The sequence below is a fragment of the Kineococcus sp. DHX-1 genome, from assembly GCF_042473625.1.
Lineage (GTDB): Bacteria > Actinomycetota > Actinomycetes > Actinomycetales > Kineococcaceae > Kineococcus.
This window is the reverse complement of the sequence record NZ_CP170445.1, coordinates 2219125-2243790: the sequence shown is the minus strand read 5'-3', so window position 1 is coordinate 2243790 and position 24666 is coordinate 2219125. Positions and strand designations below refer to the sequence as shown.

Genomic DNA, 24666 nt, shown 5'->3' with positions numbered 1-24666 from the left:
TCGTCGGCCGCGCGGCGGTGGCTCACCGTACGAGGTCCGTCATGATCCGCCAAAGGAGCGGCAGGACCACCCGCGTGGCGGGAACTCAGGTTAACCGCCGGTGGACGACCCGCTCGCCCAGGTCACCCCCCGGACCCCGCCATCGCCCGACGCTCCCGCGCCAGCAGGACGGACGACGCAGCCTCCAACGCCCGACGGGCCCCCTCCAGTTCCGACCGCGCCGGCAGCACCCGCGCGAAGCACGCGCGCTCCACCACCGCCAGCGCCCCCTCGACCTCCGCCCCGAGCTCCGCCCCACCCGGCGCCCGCGCCCGCCAGTCCGACAACCCCTCCGCCGGGCCCCGCCGCCACGGCTGCGGCAACGCCACGTCGAACCGCTCCAGCGCCAGCAGCAGCGCCGCCACCGCGGGGTCCCCCCGACGGACCGGCGGACCCACCACCACCGGCACCGACCGGCGCCGCGAGCGCCGCCGCACGAGCACCACGCCGAGCACCAGCAGGGCCACCAGCACGACCGCCACCAGCGCCCGCGCCCCCGCGTCCGCCAGCACCCCCTCCACCAGCCGCTGCACCTGCGCCCACAGCCGCTGCCACCAGCCCTGCGCCCCCGACCCGCCCGCGACCAGCGTCGCCCCCGCCGTCGGGTCCGACGACACCCAGCCCGACCCCGGGACCCACACCTCCACCCACGCGTGCGCGTCCGCCGAGCGGAACACCCGCCCACCCGCCGCGGGCTCACCCCCGGCGAACCCCGTCACCAACCGCGCCGGGAACCCCGCCGACCGCAGCAGCACCACCTCCGCGCTCGCGAACTGCTCGCAGAACCCGATCCGGTCCTCGAACAGGAACGCGTCCACCGCGTCCTCACCGTCCGCCGGCACCGGCGCCTGCAACGAGTACCGCGCCACCGACCGCAGGTGCGCCGACACCGCCCGCGCCGCCGCCACCGGGTCCCGGCCCTCCGCCAGCCGCACCCCCAGGTCCCGCACCCGCTGCGGCACCGAGCCCGGCAGCCGCGTCCACCGCGCCACGTCCTCCGGAGCGTCACCCGCTGACCCCGACCCCAGGTCCTCCACCGTCGGCACCACCCGCGACAGCACCCGGTACGGCGACGAAGCGTCCTGCAGCACCAGCCCCGAGCCCCCGTCGAACACACGCGACGACGTGCCCACCCCCACCGGCGACCCCGCACTCACCACCGCCGGGTACGGCGCCAACGGCTGCACGTCGTCGACCCGCTCCACACCCGACGCCCCCACCTCCGGGACCGCCACGTACCCCGAGGCCCCCGCCGACCAGCGCACCGGGTTCCCCGACGACGACCACGTCCGACCGTCGTAGACGTCCAGCACCCCCGACCGCCACAACGACGGCGAGTCCGCCGGCACCCGCAGCAGCTCCGTCGCCGGCAGCTCCCCCCGCGCCGACAGGTCCAACGTCCCGCCCGCGTACGCCTCCGCCGACCGCACCGGCGCCTCCCCGGCCCCCGAGCCCCCACCGCCCAGACCCCGCAACGCGCCACCACCCGTCGACGGCGCCGGCACCAGCAGGAACAGCACCAGCGCGACCGTCGTCGCCACCGCCAGCGCGCCCGCGGCCCGCCGCAGCACCCGCCCGTCCACGCCCCGGTGCGGCACCGCGCACGCCAACCCCGCCAGCACCGCACCCCACACCAGCGCCACCGGACCCACCAGCGCGTTCGACGGCGCCGTCCCCGCCGCCGCCACCGTGACCAGCACCGACAACCCCAGCACCGCCCGCACCGCCCGCACCGACCGCGCCACCGCGAACTGCCGCACCGCCAGCGCCAGCGCCAGCACCGGCGACACCGCCGGCACCCCGCCCTCGGCCACCAGCCCCGGCACCGCCACGGCGGTCGCGAGCGCACCCGCGGCCCCCAGCACCTGGTCCAGGACGGCGCTGCGGCCGCGCAGCAGCAGCGCGGCGACGACGGCGCCCGCGGCGCCGGCCAGGCCGAGGGCCGGCAGCGTGCCCGCGACGGCGAGCGCGAGGGCCGCGGCGACGACGGCGAGCGCGGTGCAGCGCAGGGCGGCCCGCGAGGGGGCGTGGGTGCCGAGCAGGTCCGGCGGGGCGGGTGCCTCGGCGGGCGCGGACGTCACAGACCCAGTCGTAGCGACGGTCACAGCGACCGCCACCCGCGGGCCCCGGCCAGCAGGACCTCGCCGTCGTGCCCGGCCGCGTCGCGCGCGACGTCGAGGGCGAGCAGGGACGGCTGCGCCACGGCCAGGGCGTCGAGCGCGTCGACGCCCTGACGCGCGGTCCCGTCCGCTGCGAGGACGGCCGTGCGCCGGCCGGACCCGAGAGCGGTCAGGACGAGGGCCGCCGCCTGGCGCAGAACGGTCTCGAAGTCCTCCTCCGACGCCTCGCCGGGGGCGGGCAGCACGAGGACGCGGAGCCCGGCGGGCGGGGTGTCGCGCTCGACGACGACGAGCGCGGGACCGGCCGGTCCCGCCCCGCGTCGCGCCGAGGCCCGCCAGTGCACGGCCGAGGGCGCGTCGCCGCGCCGGAAGGGCCGCACGCCTGCCAGGTCCTCCGCCCCGGCGCGCGGGGCGGGGACCGGCAGCACCGGGCCGGCCGCGGGCGCCGGGTGGACGTGGACGGGTGCGGGCACCTGCGCCCGCCGCCGCTGCAGGACGATCCCGAGGGCGTCCGCCCACTCCAGGACCACCTCCGTGGTGGCGCAGGCGCCGCGGACGGACGCCGTCCGCGGCACGCGCAGCGCGAGGACCTGGCCCGGCCCGATCGCGGGGACCCCGGTGTGGACCGGCGCGAGGACGTCACCGCCCAGGTGCAGCACGAGGGGCGGCGAGGGCCGGGTGCCGGTGTTCCGGACCCGTACGACGTCCTCGACGACCCCGCCAACGGCCACCCGGGGCGGGCGCTGGACGGCGACGGTCAGAGCGCTGACGGTCGGCGCCGTCAGCGCCGCGAGCCCGAGCGCGGCCAGCAGCAGGCAGCCCACGAGGGCGAGCCAGCGGTTGCCGACGCCGAAGGACAGCACGAGCAGCGCCGGACCCGCCGTCACCAGGGCGATGCGCCGCCAGCGCACTCCGGCCGGGGACACCGGCTCGGTGACGAGCCGCTCGTCGGTCGGCAGGTGGGGGAGGGCAGCGCTCACCGGCGCAGGTCCACCGGGACGTGCTGCAGGACGCCCGCGGCGAGCCGCTCCTGGGTCAGCGTCCGGGCCGCCGCGCCGTCCTCGGCGACGAGGCCGTGCCCGTCCCCCGGAACGAGGCGGTGGGCCAGCACCGGCACCACGAGCGCCTGCACGTCCTCGGGCAGGACGTGGTCGCGCCCGCCCAGCAGGGCGCGGGCCTGGGCGCAGCGGACGAGCGTCAGCGCCGCCCGGGTCCCGGCTCCGAGCCGGATGCGCGCGTCGGTGCGCGTGGCGCGGCACAGCCGCACCGCGAGGTCGAGGGTCGCGTCGGCGACGTGCACGGCCGCCGTCGCCTCCTGCAGCCGCAGCAGGTCCGCCAGGTCCAGGACGGGCGTCAGCCGCTCGGGACGGTTCCCCGCGAGCTGCTCGCGCAGCACCTGCCGCTCCACGTCCTCGGTGACCGGCCCCAGCACGATGCGGACCGCGAACCGGTCCAGCTGCCCCTCCGGCAGCGGGTACGTCCCGTGCTGCTCGACGGGGTTCTGCGTGGCGACGAGGACGAACGGGTCCGGCAGCCGGTGCCGGACGCCGTCGACCGTCACCGCCCGCTCCTCCATGGCCTCCAGGAAGGCCGACTGGGTCCGGGGCGAGGTGCGGTTCAGCTCGTCGACGAGGACGACGGGGGCGAAGACCGGGCCCGGCACGAACCGGAACCCGCCGGAGGCCGGGTCCCAGATTCCGGACCCGGTGACGTCGGCCGGCAGCAGGTCCGCTGTCGCCTGCACGCGGCCGCAGTCGGCCCCGAGGCTCGCCGCGAACGCCGTCGCCAGCGTCGTCTTCCCGCTGCCGGGCACGTCCTCCACGAGGACGTGCCCGCGGGCCAGCACCGCCGTCACGAGGAGTTCGACGGCCGCCCGCCGGCCGCGGACGACCCGCTCGACGCCGTCGACCAGGGCACGGGCCGCCGCCGCGGGGTCGGCGTGCGGCAGGGGTTCGACGAGGGCGTGGCTCACCCTGCGTGCATCGGCACCGCGTCCCACGGGCCCCACCCGCGGTCGCCCGACCGGCGCAGTGGCGTGGCCGACCCTCTTCCCGTGCTACGGTTTTCCTCGTTCGCACGGGCTTCCCGGCCGGTGCGGAACCACTCGTCCGGGTGGCGGAATAGGCAGACGCGCTAGCTTGAGGTGCTAGTCCACGTATAGTGGGTGGGGGTTCAAGTCCCCCCTCGGACACTCATTGAGACAGCGACGCGCAAGCCCCTGACCTGTAGGTCAGGGGCTTTTGCGTTGGCCACGTGCCGACGGACGCGCCCACCGGTGGACCCGGTGGACGCGTCCCGACCCGTTACTTCGCCAGGGCCTTCCCCAGGGTCCGCGCGAACGTCGCGCTGGGACGTCCCAGCCCGGTCACCGGGTCCCAGCCCTTCGCGACCGCGAGGGTGGAGTCCTGGCCCCAGGTGCGGACCGTGTAGGAGATCCCCCCGCTCGGGTCGATCCCGTTGACGTAGTTCGCCCGGACCACGCCCTTGACCCCGGAGGTCTTGACGTCGGTGTAGGCGCTGCGCGCGATCGAGTACAGGGTCGCGTTCGCGAGGCCGGCGCGCTTCCCGCTGGCCTGCACCGCCTCGGCGACCGCGCCGGCCGCCAGCGGCGAGGCCAGGCTCGTGCCGCCGATGCGGTACTCGCCGTACCGGACCCCGTCCGGGAACGTCTGGGTCTGCCCCACGAGCATCCCGGTCTGCGGGTCGGCGATGCTGGCGATGTCCGGCACGCCGCGTCCCGTCGGGGCCGAGGTGGGCACGGTCGCGGCCTGCCACGCGGGCCGCGGGAAGAGGGTGGAGTAGCCGCCGCCCGCACCGTAGAGGTACCCGCCGTCGACCCAGCCGTTGCCCTGGGCGTTCAGCGTGAACACGTCGGTGCCCCAGCCGGTCTCGGCGACGACGTTCCGCACGCCCTTGCCCAGGCCCGTCGAGGTCCCGCCGACGGAGGTGACGTAGGGGTCGCTGGTCGGGTAGTCGACCTGCTTGGTGCCGGTCGACGCGGTCTCGTCACCGTTGTCACCGGAGCTGAAGAGGAACGTCTGCCCCTGCAGCGCACCCTGCAGGAAGATCTGCTCGTACGCGAAGACGGCGTCGGCGCCCGTGTCGGTCTCCAGACCGCCCCAGGAGTTCGTCACGACGTCGGCGCGGTTCTCGTCGACGACGGCGGCCAGCGCGTCGACCAGCCCGTCGTCGCAGTTCGCGGCCGCGTAGTACCGGATGCCCGCCGCGGGCCGGAGGGCGTGCACGGCCTGCACGTCGAGGGTCTGCTCCCCGGTCCACCCGGAGGCGTCGCACGCCTCCTGGTCGGTGAACGTCCCCGCGCTCCAGGTGGAGTACTGGTTCTTCGTGAAGGCGGGCCAGCCGTAGGCCGTGGACCAGGTGTCGGTGTCCTTGACGATCGTCGAGGAGTTGTACGCGTCCACGATCCCGACGGTCACGCCCGCACCCGTCGTCCCCGTGTCCCCGCCGATCCCGTTCGACAGCTGCGGGGCGGTGTACCCGCAGAGGGCGTAGGACGGGGTCTGCCCGCCGAAGGTCGGCAGGGGGGTCTTGTAATCCGCCTGGTACTTCGCCAGGACACCGCCGTAGAACTGGGTGCAGGGGCGACCCACGACGGACGCCGCGGGCGGCGCGACGACCGGCTGCCGGACCCCGGCGGCCGAGGCCGCAGCCGCCGTGCGGTCCGCTGCGTCGTCGGTGGCGGCCGCCGCCGAGGTGGTCGACTCGGTGACCCGCTGCGACGTCATGCGCTGCACGCTCGTGTCGAGACCGCTGACGGTCAGGACGTCGGCGGCGACGTCGGTCGGCAGGGACGCGGCGGTGGTGGGGGCGACGACCTGCGCACCGTCGTGGGTGAAGGACGCCAGCGTGACCCCGAAGGCGCGCTGCAGCTGCTCACGGGTCCCGGTCGCCGCCACGTAGCGCCGGTCCGCCTCGACCGAGTCCACGTGCAGGCCGGCGGAGGTCAGGTAGCGCGAGACCGTCGTGGCGGCGGCCTGGGTGGGGCCGTAGGCCGCCTCGTACTGGGGCTGGCTGAGGAAGTGGCCGTAGGAGGGGGAGCCGGGCGTCGAGACGCCGGCCACCGCGGCCTGCAGCGCGCTCAGTCCTCCTCGCGGTGCGAGGTAGACGCGGACGGACTGCGGGGCGGAGGCGGGGGCCGTGCGCTGGGCGAACCGGGCGGTGCCGCTCGGCAGCCACCGCAGCAACGTGCCCGCGATCGTCGTGGTCCGGGCCGGGGCGGCGTGCGCCACACCGCCCGTCGCGACGAGGGCGGTGGCGCCGACGACGGCCGTGAGCAGCCGGGCGGACAGTCGCGACGAGGGGGACGACCAGGGGGACGACGCGGGTCGTGAACGTGGCATCAGTGGTCCTTTCCACGGAGTGGTGCCGCGAACCTAGACCTCGAACCGCCCCGATGGGACCAGTCCGGCGACTCGGCGTTCACGAATCGTCACGAATTGCGCAGCGGGATCCAGAGGGTGTTCACGGACGTTCCTCACGCCCCGCACCGGGAACTCCTGAGCCGCTCCGAGGGAACTCCACAGCGAGTTCCAGGGCGAAGGTTTCCGACGCTGTGGGACGACGCGGGACCTGTTGCGCCGCACGGTGTGCCGGGGCACCACCACGTCCGGCTCCACAGGAACCGCACGGTCGGCGGACAGGTCGTCCCGAGGCGGCGGTGGGAAGCGGCCGAACTCGTCGAACGCCCGGGCGCGTCGCGACGCGCCCGGGGGGCCGGAGGAGTCCTCAGGCGGCGACGAACTCCCAGTGCCACGGCTCGAACGGCCCGGGGGAACCCTGCGCCCACGCCGGGTTCACGAAACCGAACAGGGCCGCGTTGCGGTCCATCCACTGGTGCTGCACGGAACCCGCGTCCTGTACCCCGCCACCGAGGTCGACCGCGAGGCCGAGGCCGTGCCGAGAGGTGCCCGGAGCGGCGGCGAGCCCGGGTTTGCGGGCCTTGACGTCGATCTGCTCGGCCAGGGACCGGTAGGCGTCGGTGACGGCCAGCGGCGTGCCGAAGTCGGCCTGGAACGCCTGCGACAGCGCCTCGAACGCGTGCGCGGCGTCGGCCCGCAGGACCTTGTCGGGCGCGGCGTACAGCGGGCAGAGCGCGTCGACGGGCAGGAGGCCGTTCGGGAAGCCGGTCAGGATCCCGCCGGCGCAGGTCTGGCTGCTCGACAGGAACGCGCGGGCCCGGTCCACGACCGCCGCGTCCGGGGCCAGGGGGTCCAGTCCCGCGGCCGTCCGCTGCGCCGCGGAGTAGGCGACGAGCTGCTGCTGGACCGCCGCGTCGGCGGCGGCCTTCGCCGCGAGCGCCTGGTCCGCCGTGGTGCGGGCCGCGTCCACGGCGGCGGTGGCGCGGTCAGTGGCCGCCTGCTGGCGCGCCCGCGCCTGCTCGGCGGTCTCCACGACCTCGGCGTACTGGCCGCCGACCCGGTCCATCGTCGCGAGCGTCGAGCTGACGTCGCCGGTGCGCCGCGGGTCGAGCAGCACGGCGACGCCGGACAGCTCGCTGAGCCCACCCGTGCCCCGGTAGGCCTGCGACGCCCAGCCGCCGATCTGCTCCCGGCTCGCCGCCAGCTCGGCGTCGGCCGCGGCCAGTTCCTGCTGGGCGGCGTCGGCCGCCACCTGAGCGTCCTGCTGGGCCTGCAGGGCCCGCTGGTAGGCCTCCAGCGCGGTCGCGGCCTGGGTCGCCAGGGCCGTGAGCTGGTCCTTGTCCGTGCCCGGGGTGGTCGTCGGGCTGGTCGTCGGGGTCGTCGACGGGGCGGGCGCGACGGTCGTGGCGCCGGCCTGGGGTGCGGCGAGCGCGAGGAGCAGGGCGGCGGCGGCCAGGGAGCGGGTGGGGCGTCGGGGAAACGGGGACGTCAGCGAGCGGCGCACGGGAGTGAGGGAGTCCTTCGTCGGCATCGAGTTCGCCGTGGAGGCTAGTTGACGATGCGACCACAGGGGAAACCGGCGACGGCCCGCCTGTGGACGAGCGACCCCGTCCGGGACGCTCACCGGGCTGTCGGAGGTGCCGCCTACGGTGACGCCGTGACTGCTTCCCGGGCCTGGACCGGCCCCGTCCTCGACGTCGCGCTGGCGGTGGCGGCCGCCGTCGTGGCGGCCCTGCTGGCGCTGGACCGGGCCTCCCTGTGGACGCCGTCGGACACCGTCGTGGTCACCCTGGTCGTGCTCACCGCGGTGATGGCCGTCGTCCCCGCCGTCCTCAAGGCCGTCGCCACCGTCCGGGGCCGGCGCACCCTGGCCCGCCGCGAACTCTTCGACGACCTGCTGTCCGGCGCCCTGTGGGCGGTCGTCGACGCCACGGGACTGGACCCGCGCGACCTCGCGCTCGCCGGGTACCGGCTGGTCCGGCCGTGGGGCCGGGCGCCGCGGTTGGCCCGCGTGCACCGCGTCCGCGCCCGTCGGCGGCCCGTCGCCTCCGGGGTCCGGTGGGCCCCGGGCAAGGGCGTCGTGGGCGAGTGCGTCGCGACGGGTGCGGTCGTCGCACGGGACGTCACGGTCCTCGACGCGGCCGGGGAGCGGCAGGGCCTGAGCCCCGAGGAGTTCCGCCGCGTGCAAGGCAAGTACGCCGTGGTCGTGGCCGTCCCGCTGGTCGACGACTCGGGGTCGACCTCGGCGGTGACCGGCTGCCTCGCCCTCGACGGTCCGGCCGGCTCCCTGGAGCGCCTCACCGCCCCGGAGGTCCTCGGCGTCCTGGAGGCCACCTCCCGTGCGCTGCAACGGCTCACGGGCCAGTCCCCGCCGGCCGCGGGGCTCGCGGCACCTGACGGCGCCGCCCGGCTGCGGACCGCCCTGCAGCAGCAGGACAGCCCGGCGGCCCACGTCGCGGCCGTGGGGGAGAGGGTGGCCCCGTGAGGCCCCTCGTCGCTCCCGGTCCCGAACTGACGCCCGCCCAGCGGGAGCGGTGGTCCCGGCACCTGCTGCTGCCCGAGATCGGCGAGGAGGGGCAGCGTCGGCTGCTCAACGCCCGCGTCCTGGTCGTGGGCGCCGGGGGGCTGGGGTCCCCGGCGCTGCTGTACCTCGCCGCGGCCGGGGTGGGCACGATCGGCGTGGTCGACGACGACGTCGTGGAGGAGTCGAACCTCCAGCGGCAGGTGGTCCACGGGACGGCCGACGTGGGGCGGGCGAAGGTGGACAGTGCGGCTGACGCCGTGGCCCGGCTCGACCCCTCGCTCACGGTCGTCCGGCACCGCGAGCGGCTCACCCCGCAGAACGCGGCGGACGTCGTGGCGGGCTACGACCTCGTCCTCGACGGGTCGGACACGTTCGAGACGCGGTACCTCGTCAACGACACGCTCGTCGCTGCCGGCCGGCCGTGGGTCTGGGGTGCCGTGCTGCGCTTCGACGGCCACGTGAGCGTCTTCGACCCCGCCGGCGTCACCTACCGCGACCTCTTCCCGACGCCGCCGCCCCCGGGGACGGTGCCGGGCTGCGGGGAGGCCGGGGTCCTCGGCGGGGTGTGCGCGGCCGTGGCGAGCGTCATGGTCACCGAGGCCGTGAAGCTCGTCACGGGCGCCGGGCGGCCCCTCACGGGGCGGGTGCTCGTGCACGACGCCCTGGCGATGACGTGGCGCGAGCTGCCCCTGCGCCCGGACCCGCGGCGCACCACGGACGACGTCCTGCCCACGGTCACCGCGCAGGAGCTGCTGCACGACGGGCAGGGGAGCACGGCGCGGACGGTGGTGGACGTGCGGGAACCGGACGAGCACGCAGCGGGTGCCGTGCCGGGTGCCGTCCTGCTGCCGCTGGCCGAGCTGCTGGCCGACCCCGGCCGCCTCCCCGCCGGGCCCGTCGTCCTGCACTGCGCGCGGGGCGGCCGCTCGGCTCAGGCGCTGCGCGCCGTGCTGGCCTCGGGGCGCACCGACGTCGTGCACCTCGACGGCGGGTTCGCGGCCTGGCGCGCCGCCGGCGGCCCCGTGGTCTGACCCGTCTGAGCGCTAGAGACCCACGTGCGCGGCCGGGTTCCCCGGGAACGGCCGGTCCTCGCGGACGCACGCGGCCAGCGCGGCGGCGGACCGGTGCCCGGTCTGCCGGGCGATGGAGACCCCCGGGACGCCGGCGCGCGTAGCGGCCGTGACGAAGCCGGCGCGCAGGCTGTGGCCGGAGAACAGGCTCGGGTCGAGGCCGGCGTCGAGGGTGCGCCGCTTGACGACCTCGGCGACCCCGCGGTCCCCGAGCCGCTCGGGGCGCAGCGAGTGCCCGCCCTTGGTCATGCGGCGGAACGCGGCGCCGTCGGCGAGCCGTGCGACCTCGGTCCACTTGCGCCACGACCGGACGGGGCAGGTCTCCAGGCGGTGCCCGCGCGGCAGCTCCACGACGCGCTCGTCGCGGGACCCGTTGGCGCGCACGGTGACGAGGAGCCGCTCCGGTTCCGCCACGACGTCGGCGACGTCGAGGGCGCTGAGCTCGGACCGCCGCAGGGCACCGGCGAACCCGAGGACGAGCAGCGCCCGGTCCCGGTGGTCTATGACCGTGTCCTCGAGCGGGGCGACGAGGTCCACGAGGCCCCGCGTCTCGAGCGCGTCCACGCGCCGGCGCCGACGGCCGGGGCCGTGCACGCGGCGCAGGCCGCGCCAGACGAGGCTGACGTGCTCGGTGTCCGTCGGGGAGGGGACACCGACGAGGCCGTGGGCGACCGAGATGGCGGCGAGCCGGCGCTGGAGGGTCGCCACCGACAGCGACTCGACGTGCGCGACGAGGTAGTCCGCGACCGTCTCCTGGGCTGCCGGTAGCGGCTCGAGGTCCTCCAGGAGGCACCACTCGCCGAAGTGCGTGAGGTCGACGGCGTACGCGCGCCACGTCGCCGGGGCCCGCAGCCCTCGCCGGACCGGGTCGAGGGAGGCGAACCATACGAGCAGGGTCTCCACGTCGAGCGCGGGAGGGGGGTCCAGGGGTGGCAGCAGCGCCGCCGCCAGCTCGTCGGGCACCTCGACCGACCGGTTCGGGTTCACGTGATCATCATAGCAATGGAAGTTCAGTTACCGGAGCCAATTGCTACCGAATTGCCGCATGCCGCTGACCGAACGCACAACCGCAGCCTGAACAACGAGGCCCCTCCGGCCGGGTCTATCCTGGGCGCACCCCGGGAACTCCGAGACGGACCCGGGTGCCAGGTGCGCCACCGCAACGAGGTGGTCACCGACGAGGCGTCCCCGTCGCCCGCACACCTGCGGAGCGGGGGAGACGCCCGCTCGCGCGGGACGCTGTCCGCGGGCCCATCGGTCGCGGTGTCCCGTGCGAGACCCACCTCGTACCCAGACCTGGAGCCCGTCGTGCCCGCCTTGCGTTCCCGTACCTCGACCCACGGCCGGAACATGGCCGGAGCGCGCGCCCTCTGGCGCGCGACCGGCATGACCGACGGCGACTTCGGGAAGCCGATCGTCGCGATCGCGAACTCCTACACGCAGTTCGTGCCCGGGCACGTGCACCTCAAGGACATGGGCGACCTCGTCGCCGGAGCCATCGCCGAGGCCGGCGGGGTGTCCAAGGAGTTCAACACGATCGCCGTCGACGACGGCATCGCGATGGGGCACTCGGGGATGCTGTACTCCCTGCCCAGCCGGGAACTCATCGCCGACTCCGTCGAGTACATGGTGAACGCGCACCAGGCCGACGCCCTCGTGTGCATCTCGAACTGCGACAAGATCACGCCGGGCATGCTCATGGCCGCGCTGCGCCTGAACATCCCGGTGGTGTTCGTCTCCGGCGGGCCGATGGAGGCCGGCAAGGCCGTCGTCGTCGACGGTGTCGCCCACGCCCCGACCGACCTCATCACCGCCATCGCGGCCTCGGCGTCCGAACAGGTCACCGAGGCCGGCCTCGACGCGGTCGAGCGCTCGGCCTGCCCCACCTGCGGGTCCTGCTCGGGCATGTTCACCGCGAACTCCATGAACTGCCTCACGGAGGCGCTGGGGCTGTCCCTGCCGGGGAACGGGTCCACGCTGGCGACGCACGCGGCGCGCCGGGACCTGTTCCTGCGCGCGGGGTCCCTCGTCGTGGAGCTCGCGAAGCAGTACTACGACGGCGACGACGAGTCGGTCCTGCCCCGCAACATCGCGGGCAAGGCGGCCTTCTCCAACGCGATGGCCCTCGACGTGGCCATGGGTGGCTCCACGAACACCGTGCTGCACATCCTCGCCGCCGCGCAGGAGGCCGGGCTCGACTTCACGCTCGACGACATCGACGCGGTCAGCCGCCGCGTCCCGTGCCTGTCGAAGGTCGCCCCGAACTCCGACTTCCACATGGAGGACGTCCACCGCGCCGGGGGCATCCCCGCGATCCTCGGTGAACTGTGGCGCGCGGGGCTGCTCGAGGAGGACGTGCGCACCGTCCACAGCCCGGACCTCGCGTCCTGGCTGCAGGAGTGGGACGTCCGGGCCGCGTCGCCGTCCACAGCGGCGGTGGAACTGTTCCACGCCGCGCCGGGAGGGGTCCGCACGACCCAGGCGTTCTCGACTCAGAACCGCTGGAACTCGCTGGACACCGATGCGGTGGGCGGGTGCGTCCGCGACCTCGCGCACGCCTTCACCGCGGACGGGGGCCTCGCGGTCCTGGAGGGGAACCTCGCGACCGAGGGCGCCGTCATCAAGACCGCCGGCATCGACCCCTCGCTGTTCCACTTCGAGGGCACGGCCGTCGTCTACGAGTCCCAGGAGGACGCCGTCACCGGCATCCTGTCGGGGGCCGTGCAGCCCGGCCACGTCGTCGTCATCCGCTACGAAGGCCCGGCCGGTGGGCCGGGGATGCAGGAGATGCTGCACCCCACGTCGTTCCTCAAGGGCCGCGGCCTCGGCAAGGTCTGCGCCCTCGTCACCGACGGCCGCTTCTCCGGTGGGTCCAGCGGCATCTCGATCGGGCACGTGTCCCCGGAGGCGTGGGCGGGCGGGCTCATCGGGCTCGTGGAGGACGGCGACCCGATCGAGGTCGACGTCGAGACCCGTGGTCTGCACCTGCGCGTCCCGGACGCCGTCCTGGCCGAACGCCGCGCGAAGATGGAGTCGTCGGAGCGTCCGTGGGAACCCCGCGACCGCGACCGTCCGCTGACCGGCGCTCTGCGGGCCTACGCCGCGATGGCGACCTCGGCGTCCACGGGTGCGGTCCGGAAGGTCCCGGACCGCACCCACGGCTGAGGCCGGTCGGTCAGGCGGAGGCGACGACCGAGTCGCCGTCCACCTGCACGGGCAGGGACTTCAGGGGTTCGGTGGCCGGTCCCTGGAGGACCTTGCCGGTGAGGAGCTCGAACCTCGAGCCGTGGCACGGGCAGTCCAGCTCGGAGTCCTTCAGCGCCACCGCGCAGCCCTGGTGGGTGCACAGGCCGCTGAAGGCCGCGACCTGCCCGGCCTCGGGCTGGACGACGACGACGGCGGAACCCTGGGCGTCCTGGACGACGACACCCGAGCCGACCGGCACGTCGGCCAGCTTCGTCAGGGCCTGACCGCCCGAGGCACCGGCCGAGGCGCCGGCCGACGCCGACGGGGTGCTGGAGGAGGACGACGCGGACGGGGACGCCCCGGCTCCGGGGGACGTGGTGGCGTCGTCGCTGCCGCCGCAGGCCGCGAGCAGCGAGCCCACGCCGAGGGTGCCGCCGGTCACGGCGAGACCGCGCCGGGTCAGGACCGTGTTGTTCAGGGGGTGGGGGGTCTTCCGGTCGTCGGTCACGATCGTCCTCCGTGCGTCGGTGGTCCGTGCGGTGGAGTGGCCGCACGGGTCCTGCGACGGTGACACGAGACGGGTGCCCGCGCGGTTCAGGGCTAGCGTGCGCTCCGTGGACACCGGTCGGCTGGCGCACGTGCGGTGGCTCGGCGGGGGCTCGGGTGGGGCGAAGTCGACGGTCGCCCGCGAGCTGGCCCGGCGCCACGGGGTGGACGTCCACGACACGGACGCCGCGATGGCCGACCACGCGCGCCGGCTCGGTCCGGCCCGGGCCCCGCTGCTGCACCGGTTCCTGGCGATGTCGATGGACGAGCGGTGGGTGCTGCGCGACCCGGCCGAGATGCTGGAGACGTTCCACTGGTTCGCCGGGGAGGGCTTCGACCTCGTCGTGGCGGACCTGCTGGACCGGCCGAGGGACCGGATCGTCGTGGTGGAGGGGTTCCGGCTGCTGCCGGGTCCGGTGCTGTCCCTCGTCGGCGGGACCCCCGGCCGGGCGGTCTGGCTGCTGCCGACTCCGGAGTTCCGGCGCCGGGTGTTCCGCGAGCGCGGCCCTGAGGGGGACGTCGCCGGGCGGACGAGCGACCCACCGCGGGCCCTGGCCAACCTCCTGGCCCGCGACGCGCTCTTCACCGCACGCCTGGGCGACGAGCTCGCCGACCGGGCGCCGGAGGCGGTGGTGACGGTCGACGGCCGCCGTCCCCTCGACGCGCTCGTCGACGACGTCGCCGGCCGGTTCGGCCTCGGGCCTGCGCCGGTCAGGCCTCCAGCGCCGTGAGGTACTGGTCGGCCCAGGCGCTGATGATGCGGGCTGCGCGCCTGGCCTGACCACGCGCGGTGAGCAGGTGGTCGGACCCCTCCAGGGACACGAAGCTGCGCGGGTGCGGGGCCGCCTTGAAGATCGCGCTGGCGTTCTCGACGCTGACGGTGGAGTCGGTGGGGGAGTGCATGACCAGCAGGGGGACGGTCAGGCGCCGCACGTGCTGCTTGAGGTCGGCGTCGCGGACGTCCTCGACGAACGCCCGCTTGAGGGTGAGGGCGCGGCCGCCGACGAGCCACTCGGCGTGACCGTCGGCCATGACGCGGTCGACGAGCGCGTCGTAGTTGTGCTCGACGTGCCGGGGTTCGCTCGGGGCGCCGACGCTGACGACGGCCTGCAGGCCGGGGACCCGACCGGCGGCCGCGAGAACCGCTGCGCCGCCGAAGGAGTGGCCGACCAGCAGGGCAGCGGGAGTTCCGCGCTCGGCCATGAACCCGGCCGCGAGGACGGTGTCGTGCACCTTGTGCGTGAAGGACCCGTCGCCCCAGTCGCCCTCGGACTGCCCCAGCCCGAGGTTGTCGAAGCGGAGCATGCCGATGCCCTCCTCGGCGAGCCCCTTGCAGATGCGCGACGCGGCCGGCGAGTCCTTCCCGAGGGTGAAGCCGTGGGCGAAGATGCCCCACCCGCGCACGGGTCCGGCGGGCACGTCCAGCAAGCCGGCCAGTCGCTGCCCCGTCGAACTGGTGAAGGACACCGCGTCAGCCATGGTCACGACCTTAGTGGTCCGGGGGCGGCCGGCGGGGTCCCGGCAACACGAGAGGAGGGCACTGGTGGTGGCCCCACCCGGCACGGCAGAGTTGAGCGACCGCACGACGAGGAGGACATGTGCACCACCGGAGCCAGCCCCCACCGCCCGTCCCGGAGGACCTCCTCGCCGGGCTCGACCCGCTGCGGCGCGAGACGTTCACGCTGCGCGTGGCGCGGTGGTGGCCGGACCTCGCCGCCGGCCTCGCCGGGGTCTACCCCTCCGACGTCGCCGCCACGGCGGGGGAGCGGTTGCTGCGCGCGGCGGCCACGGCCTACGCCGCCCGCGACGGGGCCCTGCACCGGCTCGACCAGGAGCGGACCCTGCGCCCGGACTGGTTCCAGGACCCGGCGCTGGTGGGCTACGCCGCCTACACCGAGCGCTTCGGCGGGACCCTGGCCGGGGTGCGGGACCGCCTGGACCACCTCGAGGACCTGGGGGTGGGGTACCTGCACCTCATGCCTGTCCTGCGGCCGCGCGGGGGCGACAGCGACGGCGGGTACGCCGTCGCCGACTACCGCGACGTGCGGGCGGACCTCGGGACGGTCGAGGACCTGGCCGACCTGGCGACCTCGTTGCACGAGCGCGGCATCAGCCTGGTCCTGGACCTCGTCCTGAACCACGTGGCCCGCGAGCACGCGTGGGCGCAGGCGGCCCGCGCCGGCGACGAGCGCTACCGGCGGTACTTCCACGTCCACCCCGACCGCGCGGTGCCCGACGCCTACGAACGCACGCTGCCGGAGGTGTTCCCCGACTTCGCCCCGGGGAACTTCAGCTGGGACGACGGACTGGACGCGTGGGTGTGGACCACCTTCAACTCCTTCCAGTGGGACGTCGACTGGTCCAACCCGGACGTCCTGCTGGAGTACACCGAGATCGTCCTGTTCCTGGCGAACCTCGGCGTGGACGTGCTGCGGCTGGACGCGATCGCGTTCATCTGGAAACGGCTGGGGACGAACTGCCAGAACCAGCCCGAGGTCCACAGCTTGACCCAGGTCCTGCGGGCGGTGACCCGGATCGCTTGCCCCGCTGTCCTCTTGAAGGCCGAGGCGATCGTCGCCCCCGACGACCTCGTCCACTACCTGGGTCGTGGACGGCACCACGGTCGGGTCAGCGACCTCGCCTACCACAACACCCTCATGGTGCAGATCTGGTCGATGCTGGCCGCCGGGGACGTCACGCTGGCCACCCACGCCCTGCGAGCCCTCCCGCCGGTCCCGACCTCGACGGCGTGGATCACCTACGCCCGCTGCCACGACGACATCGGCTGGGCCGTCTCCGACGCCGACGCCGCGGCCGTGGGGATCTCCGGCCACGAGCACCGGCGGTTCCTGTCCGACTGGTACTCCGGGACGTTCCCCGGCTCGACCGCGCGCGGGCTGGTGTTCCAGGAGAACCCCGCCACCGGCGACCGGAGGATCAGCGGCTCGGCCGCGGCCCTGGTGGGGCTGACCGCCGCCCGGGCCGGCACCGATCAGGGCGCGGTCGACGCCGCGGTGGCGCGCCTGCTGCTGGCGCACACCCTCGTCATGGGCTGGGGCGGGATCCCTGTCGTCTGGATGGGTGACGAACTCGCCCTGGACGGCGACCCGGACTGGGCCGCCGTCCCCGAGCAGGCCGCCGACAACCGTTGGGCGCACCGGCCCTGGTTCGACGACCGGGAACTGGTCGCCGCGGCGGACCCGGCGACCGTGCCCGGTCGCGTGCTGAACGGCTTCCGGCACCTGGCGAGGGTGCGGGCCTCGCTGCCGCACCTGCACGCCTCGGTGGCCGCCGAGGTGCTCGAGCTGTCCGACCCCGGGGTGCTGGCCGTCCTGCACCGTCACCCGGAGGGCAACCTGCTCGCCCTGCACAACGTGACCGGGGGCTGGCGGTCCTGGCCGGGGTTCCGCCTGGAGGGCCTCGGGCTGACGCAGGCCCAGGACGCCCTGACCGGCGGCCCGGTGCCGTGGGGCGGCGACGGTGACGTGTGGCTCGCGCCGTGGCAGGCGGTCTGGCTGGTGGCGCCGGACGTCTGAGGGCACGCCGCGCACCACGGAACCCGACCGAGCGCGCGGGGAACGTCACCCCGACGGTCGCACCCGCACGGGCGGTTCCACCTCGCGGAACGTCAAGCACGTCGTCACCACGTGTCGAAGGGTGGGGGTCGCGCCTTCGTCCTCGAGCACCGGGGACCGCGACGGTCCGGCGGAGCCGGGCGGAGGAGGTCGGACGGATGACACGACTGCGGTGGACCATCGGGAAGCGGCTGGCGGCGGGTTTCGCCCTCGCCGCCGTCCTGCTCGCGGTGGTCGGTGGGATCTCCTTCCGCAGTTCGGGTGAGCTCGCGGCCAACGAGGCGGCCGTCAACCACACCTACGCCGTGCTCACCGCCGTCGACACCGTCACCGCCGACCTGAAGGACGCCGAGACGGGGCAGCGGGGTTTCGTCATCACCGGCGCGGACGACTACCTCGCCCCGTTCACCGCCGCCACGAGCGCGGTCACGGGCCACCTCGACGAGGTCGCGCGACTCACCGCGGACAACCCCGCGCAGCAGCAGCGCATCGCCCAGCTGCGCCCCCTGGTGCAGCAGAAGGTCGCGGAGATGCAGCAGACCATCGACCTGCGCCGCGACAAGGGTTTCGAGGCCGCCCAGGCCGTCGTCCTCACCAACGCGGGCAAGGCCGTCATGGACCAGATCCGCGGTCTGACCGGGCAGCTGCGCAGCGAGGAGGAGTCCCTCCTCACGGTCCGCGCCGCGGCCTCGAACCGCGCCCACACCACGATCGAGCGCACCGTCGTCGGCGGGACCGCCGTGGGGCTCGCCGCGTTCGTCGTCATCGGTCTGCTCGTCACCCGCAGCGTCCTCACGCCGCTGCGCGCCCTGAACTCGCGCCTGGCGGACATCGCCGACGGCGACGGCGACCTGACCCAGCGCCTCGCCGAAGACCGACGCGACGAGTTCGCCGACACCGCGGCCGGTTTCAACCGGTTCGTGGCGAAGGTGCAGGACACGGTCCGTGAGACCGCGGAGGCGGCCGACGCCGTGACGGCCGCGACCCAGGGCCTGCACGGCACCGCCGGCCGGATCGAGGCGTCGGCGGAGGCCGTGAGCGGCCAGGTCGCCTCGATGGCGGCGGCCGCGGGACAGACGTCGGCCAACGTGCAGTCGGTGGCGGCCGGCGCCGAGGAGATGGGCGTCTCCATCGAGGAGATCTCGCTGAACACCACCCAGGCCGCCGGGGTCGCGGCGGAGGCCGTCGCCCTGGCCGACACCACCACGCGGACGGTCGAGGCGCTGGGGGAGTCCTCGCGGGGCATCTCCGAGGTCGTCCAGACCATCACGGCCATCGCCGCCCAGACGAACCTGCTGGCGCTCAACGCGACGATCGAGGCCGCCCGCGCCGGGGACGCCGGCAAGGGGTTCGCCGTCGTGGCCTCGGAGGTCAAGGACCTCGCCCAGGAGACCGCCACGGCGACGGGGGACATCACGGCTCGGGTGCAGACGATCCAGCAGGACACCGCCCGCGCCGTCGACGCCATCGCGCAGATCAGCGAGATCATCTCGCGCATCAACGCGTTCCAGACGACCATCGCCGCAGCCGTCGAGGAGCAGTCCGCGACGACGCGGGAGATGTCCCGCAGCGTCACCGAGGCCGCGGACGGGTCGGCGCAGATCGCGGCCGTCGTCCACGACGTCGCCTCCGCCGTGACCGAGACGGGCGCCGGCGTCCGGTCGACCCGTGAGGCCTCCGAGGACCTGGCAGGGATGGCGGACCGGCTCAAGGCCGTGGTGGCGCGCTTCCGCTACTGAGGGCGTCTTCCGCCGGCCGCTCCCGCGCGGCAGGATGCGGGGGCATGACGCGCGACGTCCAGGTCACCTTCGACGCGGCCGACCCCCGGCGGCTGAGCGAGTTCTGGGCCGAGGTCCTGGGGTACGTGGACATGCCGCCCCCGGCGCCGCACGGGACGTGGGAGGACGCGCTCGCCGCGTGGGGTGTCCCGGAGGAGCGGTGGGACGAGGCGTGGGCGGTCGTCGACCCGGAGGGCCGCGGGCCGCGCCTGTACTTCCAGCGGGTCCCCGAGGACAAGGCCGGCAAGAACCGCGTGCACCTCGACGTGCGTGCGGCTCCGGGGTCGCAGGGGGAGGAACGGATGGCCGCCCTGGCCGCGGAGGCGGAGCGCCTGGTGACGCTGGGGGCGCGGGTCCTGGAGCGGCACGCCCCGGAACCACCGCTCGGGGCCGGCCACGTCGTGCTGGCCGACCCCGAGGGGAACGAGTTCTGCCTGGACTGAACCGCGCAGGCGGGGAGGATCAGGCCAGCGGCGACGGGCCGAGCTCGTCGAGCAGCTCCTGCATCTTCTTGTACGCCTTGTTGCGGTAGTCGATGAGGGCGGCGAGCTTCTCGGGGTCGAGCTCGAGGAACCCGGAGCCGGTCTTCGTGCCGAACTTGCCCTGCTCCACGAGCGCGGTCAGGTTCGCCGGGGCCGAGAGGCGCTCACCGAAGTGCCCCTCGAGGACCTTGAAGCCCTTGGCGTACACGTCGAGCCCGGCCATGTCGGCGATCGCGAAGGGGCCGAAGAACGGCAGGCGGAACCCGAAGGTCGTGGAGACGATCGTGTCGACGTCGGCGGGGGTGGCGACACCCTCGTCCACGACGGACATGGCCTCCTTGAGCAGGACGTACTGCAGGCGGTTGAGGACGAAACCGGGGACGTCCTTCACCTGGGCGCCGCGGCGTCCGGCGCGCGTCAGCAGGTCGTCGATGAGCGGCAGGACGGCCGGGTCGGTCGCCTCGCCGGTGACGAGCTCGACACCGGGGATGAACGGCGCCGGGTTGGAGAAGTGCACCGTGAGGAACAGCGACGCGTCCTCGAACGCCTCGGCCAGCACCTTGACGGGGATGGTGGAGGTGTTCGTGCCGATGATCGTGCCGGGGGTCACGGCCTTCTCGACGCGCGAGAGGACGTCCTTCTTGACCGTCGGGTCCTCGAAGACGGCCTCCTCGACGAAGTGCACGTCGGCGACGGCCTCCTCGATGGAGTCCGCAGGGTGGAACTTCTGCTTCAGCACCTCGGTGCTGCCCTGCGCGAACAGGCCCTGCGCCTCGAAGAGCTCGGACTCCTTCAGCAGACGCTCGTAGTTGCGCTGCGTGGACTCCTTGTCGGCGTCCGCGAGCCACACGTCGTTGCCGGCCAGGGCGAGGGACTGCGCGATGCCGCCGCCCATGTAGCCGGTGCCGATCTGGGCGACCTTGGTGATCTTGTCGGTGCGGGGTGCAGTGGGCACGGAGCTCTCCTAGGAGTGGTCGTCCGCTCGGTTGAGCGGGTGGGCCGCGATCTCCTCGATCACGGCCTGGAAGTTGGCGACGTCGTGGGCGAAGCGGCCGAGGAACAGGCCGTCGACCCCCTCGGCGACGTCGGTGAACATGCCCGGGCCCGCGCTGCCGCCGTAGAGGATGCGCGTCAGACCGCGGCGGTGCGAGAGGGCGTCGCGTAGGCGGGTCGTCACCCCCACGACGTGCTCGGGCGGGGCGGGCTCGGTCTGCCCGATGGCCCAGTTGGGCTCGTAGCCGATCGCGACCTCGGCGTCGGACGGGACGTCCTCGAGCGCGGCCAGGACCTGGCTGATGGTGGTGCGGGCGGCGTCGGCGACGTCGATGCGGACGTTCTCGCCGATGCACACCAGGGGGACGAGACCGTTGCGGGCGGCGGCTGCCGCCTTGCGCGCCGTGACGATGTCGTCCTCGGCGAACATCCGCCGCCGCTCCGCGTGGCCGATCTCGACGAACCGGGCCCCCGCCTCGCGCAGCGCGGCGGGGGACACCTCACCCGTGAGGGCCCCGAAGTCCTCCCAGGACGCGTCCTGGGCCCCGATGGCGATCCCCGTCCCGCGCAGCAGGTCCAGACCCGTGGTCACGGTGAGGAAGTCGGGGATCACGAAGGCGTCCACCCCGGCCTCGGCCACCACCGGACCGAGGGCCGCCACGTCGGCGAGGTAGCTCCGCGTCCGGGCCAGCGAGAAGTACATCTTCAGGCTGACCCCGACGAGCGGGCGGGGGCGGGTCGTCATGGTGCGCAGGGCTCCGGTCTCGAGGGGTGAGTCTCAGCAGGAAGGGACGCTACCCGCCTCGTCCGACGCGCCCGTCTCGTACCCCGTGATGGCGTCGACCTTGGCGGCCGAGGCGCTGGAGGTGTCGAAGACGTAGCCGAGGAACTCCTTGACCAGCCGACGCGCCAGCTCCTTGCCGATGACCCGCTCGCCCAGCGTCAGCACCTGGCCGTCGTTGGACAGCACCAGCCGCTCCACCGAGAAGGAGTCGTGGGCGACCGAGGCACGGATGCCCGGCACCTTGTTGGCCGCGATGGCCACGCCCATGCCCGTGCCGCAGACGAGGATCCCGCGGTCGGCCTCCCCGGCGGCGATCTTGCGGGCCGCGGCCACGGCCACGTGCGGGTAGGCGGTCTTGTCCGTGTCGGCGTTGACGCCGACGTCGATGACCTCCTTGACCCGGGGGTCCTTCAGCAGGTCGGCCTTGATCGCGTCCTTGTACGAGACACCGGCCTCGTCGGCGCCCAGGACGACGCGCCACTGCAGATCAGTCATGTCCTTCTCCTCCTCAGAGCTTCTCGGCGACGGTGCGGGTGACCAGCGCGAGTGAGACGGCGCCGGCGTCGGGGTGACCCAGGGACCGTTCGGCCAGCGGCCGCGCCCGCCCGATCTGCGGGCGCAGGTCCTTGGTCGCCTCCGCGGCCTGCGTGGCGGCCTGGGCGGCGGTGGTGAACGCCGTCTTCAGGTCCTCCCCAGCCCCGACCCGCTCGGCGAGGGTCTGGGCGAAGGGGACCTGCGCGTCCAGCATCGTCTTGTTGCCCACCCGCGCCCCGGCCAGCCGCTGCACGGCCTCCACGCTGGCGGTGGCCCCGGCGGAGACCTGCTCGGGCGTGGGCTTGGCCTCATCGCCCAGCTGCTCGGCGAAGGCGTGCAGCAGGACCCCCCAGATGACCCCGGACGTGCCGCCGGCGCGGTCGGCCCACGCACCCCCGGCCGCGGACAGCGTGGAGGCCGCGCCGGCCCCGGCGTCGGCCGCGGTGCGCGCGGCCTGCGCGGCGGCGACCGAGCCGTTGACCATGCCGGTGCCGTGGTCACCGTCCCCGGCGATCGCGTCGATGCGGCCCAGCTCGGCCTCGGCGTCCTTCAGGACGTCGCGGACGGCTTCGATGAGGGAGGCGATCTGCTGCCCGGCCTGCGCGGCCTCGGCGGGGGTGCCGGTGTAGTCGGCGACCTCGTCCTCGGGGACGACGTAGACCGGGGCGGGGGTGGTCTCGATGGTCGCGCCCACGGACAGCGCCGGGCACTGCGCCGGGTCGGTCCAGAGCTTCTCCAGCTCATCGTCCAGCCACGTGAGGGTCAGCGAGCAGCCCGCCATGTCCAGGCTGGTGACGAGTTCACCGACCTGCGGAGCGACGATCTCGTACCCCGCCGCGCGCAGCTGGGCGGCGATGGGGACGTAGAGCAGGAACAGCTCCTCGTACTTCGTCGAGCCCAGGCCGTTGACCAGGACGGCGACCTTCCCGCCGTCGGGGGCACCCTCGGGCTTGCCGGCCAGGACCTTGTCCACCAGCAAGGTGGCGATCTCGGTGGGGGTGCCGATGGGTTCTTCGGAGATGCCCGGTTCGCCGTGGATGCCCAGGCCGATGGCCATGTTGCCGGGGGTGACGGTGAAGAGGGGTTCGCTCTCCCCGGGCAGGGTGCAGCCGGCGAAGGCGATGCCCATGGAGCGGGTGACGTCGTTGGCGTGGCGGGCCACCCGCACGACGTCGTCGAAGGCGTAGCCGGCTTCGGCGGCGGCGCCGGCGATCTTGAAGGCGACGACGTCGCCGGCGATGCCGCGGCGCTGTCCGTTGGCGCCCTGGCCCTCACTGGCGACGTCGTCGGTGACGACGAGGAGTTCGGCGGGGATGCCTTCGGCGCGCAGGCGTTCGGCGGCCAGGCCGAAGTTGAGGATGTCGCCGGCGTAGTTGCCGAAGCCCAGGACGACGCCGCCGCCGCGGTGGGCGGCTTTGGCGACGTCGTAGACCCAGCGGGTGGAGGGGGAGGCGAAGACGTTGCCGCACACGGCGCCGTCGGCCAGGCCGGGGCCGACGTAGCCGGCGAAGGCGGGGTAGTGGCCCGAGCCGCCGCCGGCGATGACGGCGACCTTGCCGTCGGGGGTGGCGGTGGAGCGGATCACCCCGTGCGGGACGGGCTGGACGTAGTGGGAGTACAGGTCGACGAAACCGGCGACGGACTCGTCGACGAACGCTGCCGGGTCGCCGAAGATCTTGGTCATCTGGACGGTCTCCTTCGATCGCTCAGTGCTTCGCAGCGCCGCTGCTGAACGGCTGGAACGGGGTCGCCTTGGGCAGCACCCGACGGATGTACTCGCGGTTCGTCGCACCCACGCTGATGCTGTCGCCGCCGTAGTGTTCCACGCAGAACGCGCCGCGGAAACCGGCCTCGAGAGCCATCGCGATGGCCTTGCGGTAGTTGATCGTCCCGAACTCCAGCGGAGCCGGGTGCGTCCGCACCGAACCGGTCGAGGGTTCCTCGTCGCGGTAGTAGTTCTTGAGGTGCCAGTAGCTCGTGTAGGGGAACGTCTTGGCGGCGATCTCCTCCCACGGCTCCACCTCGCGGTGCAGGCGCAGGATGTTGCCGAAGTCGGGGTTGAGGCCGACGTTGTCGTAGCCGACGTCCTGGACGAACTGGACCATGCGGTCGGCGGTGCCGAGGTAGGTGTCCTCGTACATCTCCAGCGCGATCTGCACCCCCACCTCCTGGGCGTGCTTGGCGAGCTCCTTGATCTTGCCGACCGCCACGGCACGGACGTCGTCGCTGAAGTCGTCGGCGTAGCCGGGCTCGAGCCAGAACCACAGGGCCTTGGCCTGCGCCGGGGTGAACCCGCGCATGAAGCCGAAGTTCACGACCGGGATGCCGATGGCGGCGCACGCGTCGATCGCGCGGTGCGAGTAGGCCAGGTTCTCGTCGGCCTTCTCGTGGTCCATGACCGAGCGGCGCGAGGTGGAGAACGCGGGGATCTGCAGACCCGAGGCGCGCACCGTGCGGGCGAACTCCTGCTGACGCTCGGCGGACAGGTCCGCGATGCGGATCCAGGTGTCCGTCGGGTCGATGCAGGTGTACCCGGCGTCGGTCATGACCTCGAAGGTCTGCGCCCAGCCCTCGGCCGACTGCTCCTGCACCGTCGAGCCGTCCGGCAGGACGTGCGGGTGCGGCATCATCGGCACCGTGATCGGCCAGTTCTGAC

The 24666-nt window shown here is 74.4% G+C and carries 20 protein-coding genes and 1 tRNA gene; 8 read left to right on the top strand and 13 right to left on the bottom strand.

All coding sequences use genetic code 11. From position 1 onward, the window contains the following. Positions 1–122: 122 nt before the first annotated feature. The 3 genes from ACFEMC_RS10875 to ACFEMC_RS10865 are packed head-to-tail and all read right to left on the bottom strand — an operon-like array spanning position 123 to position 4131. The gene (locus ACFEMC_RS10875; RefSeq protein WP_380176233.1) at positions 123–2120 is read right to left on the bottom strand and encodes a transglutaminaseTgpA domain-containing protein; all 1998 of its coding nucleotides are present in this window, start codon (positions 2118–2120) and stop codon (positions 123–125) included. A 20-nt stretch (positions 2121–2140) separates the two neighbouring features. Beyond that, positions 2141–3139 (bottom strand): DUF58 domain-containing protein, encoded by a 999-nt coding sequence (locus ACFEMC_RS10870; RefSeq protein ID WP_380176231.1) that lies wholly within the window; start codon positions 3137–3139, stop codon positions 2141–2143. Next, the gene (locus ACFEMC_RS10865) at positions 3136–4131 is read right to left on the bottom strand and encodes an AAA family ATPase (RefSeq protein WP_380176229.1); all 996 of its coding nucleotides are present in this window, start codon (positions 4129–4131) and stop codon (positions 3136–3138) included. Before ACFEMC_RS10865 ends, ACFEMC_RS10870 begins: the two co-directional genes overlap by 4 nt. Before the next feature lie 134 nt (positions 4132–4265). Between ACFEMC_RS10865 and ACFEMC_RS10860 the strand changes: the two genes are divergently transcribed. Then, positions 4266–4350, top strand: a tRNA-Leu gene (locus tag ACFEMC_RS10860). A gap of 112 nt (positions 4351–4462) precedes the next feature. Here ACFEMC_RS10860 and ACFEMC_RS10855 read toward each other — a convergent pair. Further along, complete coding sequence (locus tag ACFEMC_RS10855; RefSeq protein WP_380176227.1) at positions 4463–6520, bottom strand: protease pro-enzyme activation domain-containing protein; 2058 nt, start codon at positions 6518–6520, stop codon at positions 4463–4465. Between the two features lie 385 nt (positions 6521–6905). Further along, entirely contained in the window at positions 6906–8069 is a 1164-nt protein-coding gene (locus ACFEMC_RS10850) for a D-alanyl-D-alanine carboxypeptidase family protein (protein ID WP_380176225.1), read from the bottom strand. A gap of 126 nt (positions 8070–8195) precedes the next feature. Between ACFEMC_RS10850 and ACFEMC_RS10845 the strand changes: the two genes are divergently transcribed. Continuing rightward, complete coding sequence (locus ACFEMC_RS10845; protein ID WP_380176223.1) at positions 8196–9023, top strand: hypothetical protein; 828 nt, start codon at positions 8196–8198, stop codon at positions 9021–9023. Then, entirely contained in the window at positions 9020–10093 is a 1074-nt protein-coding gene (locus ACFEMC_RS10840) for a ThiF family adenylyltransferase (RefSeq protein ID WP_380176221.1), read from the top strand. The genes ACFEMC_RS10845 and ACFEMC_RS10840 overlap by 4 nt, the downstream gene beginning before the upstream one ends. Positions 10094–10105: 12 nt before the next feature. Here ACFEMC_RS10840 and ACFEMC_RS10835 read toward each other — a convergent pair whose 3' ends face one another. Then, on the bottom strand, positions 10106–11119 hold the full coding sequence (locus ACFEMC_RS10835) for a tyrosine-type recombinase/integrase (protein ID WP_380176219.1): 1014 nt from the start codon (positions 11117–11119) through the stop codon (positions 10106–10108). Between the two features lie 321 nt (positions 11120–11440). On the opposite strand from ACFEMC_RS10835, the gene ilvD reads away from it, so the two are divergent. Beyond that, a complete protein-coding gene (gene ilvD / locus ACFEMC_RS10830) occupies positions 11441–13297 on the top strand; it encodes a dihydroxy-acid dehydratase (RefSeq protein ID WP_380176217.1) in 1857 nt (618 codons plus the stop codon). A 10-nt stretch (positions 13298–13307) separates the two neighbouring features. On the opposite strand, the gene ACFEMC_RS10825 is transcribed toward ilvD, so the two are convergent. Continuing rightward, entirely contained in the window at positions 13308–13826 is a 519-nt protein-coding gene (locus ACFEMC_RS10825; RefSeq protein WP_380176215.1) for a ubiquinol-cytochrome c reductase iron-sulfur subunit, read from the bottom strand. A gap of 106 nt (positions 13827–13932) precedes the next feature. On the opposite strand from ACFEMC_RS10825, the gene ACFEMC_RS10820 reads away from it, so the two are divergent. Further along, a complete protein-coding gene (locus ACFEMC_RS10820) occupies positions 13933–14595 on the top strand; it encodes a hypothetical protein (RefSeq protein ID WP_380176213.1) in 663 nt (220 codons plus the stop codon). On the opposite strand, the gene ACFEMC_RS10815 is transcribed toward ACFEMC_RS10820, so the two are convergent. Next, a complete protein-coding gene (locus tag ACFEMC_RS10815) occupies positions 14576–15343 on the bottom strand; it encodes an alpha/beta hydrolase family protein (RefSeq protein ID WP_380176211.1) in 768 nt (255 codons plus the stop codon). The two genes, ACFEMC_RS10820 and ACFEMC_RS10815, sit on opposite strands and share 20 nt — an antisense overlap. Positions 15344–15462: 119 nt before the next feature. Here ACFEMC_RS10815 and ACFEMC_RS10810 point away from each other — a divergent pair, with 119 nt between their 5' ends. The 3 genes from ACFEMC_RS10810 to ACFEMC_RS10800 all read left to right on the top strand — a co-directional run bounded on the left by ACFEMC_RS10810 (position 15463) and on the right by ACFEMC_RS10800 (position 19660). Continuing rightward, the gene (locus tag ACFEMC_RS10810; RefSeq protein ID WP_380176209.1) at positions 15463–17400 is read left to right on the top strand and encodes an alpha-amylase family protein; all 1938 of its coding nucleotides are present in this window, start codon (positions 15463–15465) and stop codon (positions 17398–17400) included. A 197-nt stretch (positions 17401–17597) separates the two neighbouring features. Then, on the top strand, positions 17598–19178 hold the full coding sequence (locus ACFEMC_RS10805) for a methyl-accepting chemotaxis protein (protein ID WP_380176207.1): 1581 nt from the start codon (positions 17598–17600) through the stop codon (positions 19176–19178). A gap of 44 nt (positions 19179–19222) precedes the next feature. Beyond that, positions 19223–19660, top strand: coding sequence for a VOC family protein (locus ACFEMC_RS10800; RefSeq protein WP_380176205.1), 438 nt, complete (start codon positions 19223–19225; stop codon positions 19658–19660). Between the two features lie 19 nt (positions 19661–19679). On the opposite strand, the gene ACFEMC_RS10795 is transcribed toward ACFEMC_RS10800, so the two are convergent. From ACFEMC_RS10795 to ACFEMC_RS10775, 5 genes are read right to left on the bottom strand one after another with little or no spacing between them, the layout of a single operon-like run. After that, positions 19680–20654, bottom strand: a complete 975-nt coding sequence (locus ACFEMC_RS10795; RefSeq protein WP_367638759.1) for a 3-hydroxyacyl-CoA dehydrogenase family protein — start codon at positions 20652–20654, stop codon at positions 19680–19682. Between the two features lie 9 nt (positions 20655–20663). Continuing rightward, positions 20664–21437: a triose-phosphate isomerase family protein gene (locus ACFEMC_RS10790; protein WP_380176202.1), complete on the bottom strand. Its 774-nt coding sequence runs from the start codon at positions 21435–21437 to the stop codon at positions 20664–20666. 33 nt (positions 21438–21470) lie between these two features. Then, positions 21471–21971 (bottom strand): ribose-5-phosphate isomerase, encoded by a 501-nt coding sequence (locus ACFEMC_RS10785; protein WP_380176200.1) that lies wholly within the window; start codon positions 21969–21971, stop codon positions 21471–21473. A 13-nt stretch (positions 21972–21984) separates the two neighbouring features. Next, positions 21985–23694, bottom strand: a complete 1710-nt coding sequence (locus ACFEMC_RS10780) for a dihydroxyacetone kinase family protein (protein ID WP_380176198.1) — start codon at positions 23692–23694, stop codon at positions 21985–21987. A 22-nt stretch (positions 23695–23716) separates the two neighbouring features. Further along, entirely contained in the window at positions 23717–24640 is a 924-nt protein-coding gene (locus ACFEMC_RS10775; protein WP_380176727.1) for a sugar phosphate isomerase/epimerase family protein, read from the bottom strand. Positions 24641–24666 lie beyond the last annotated feature (26 nt).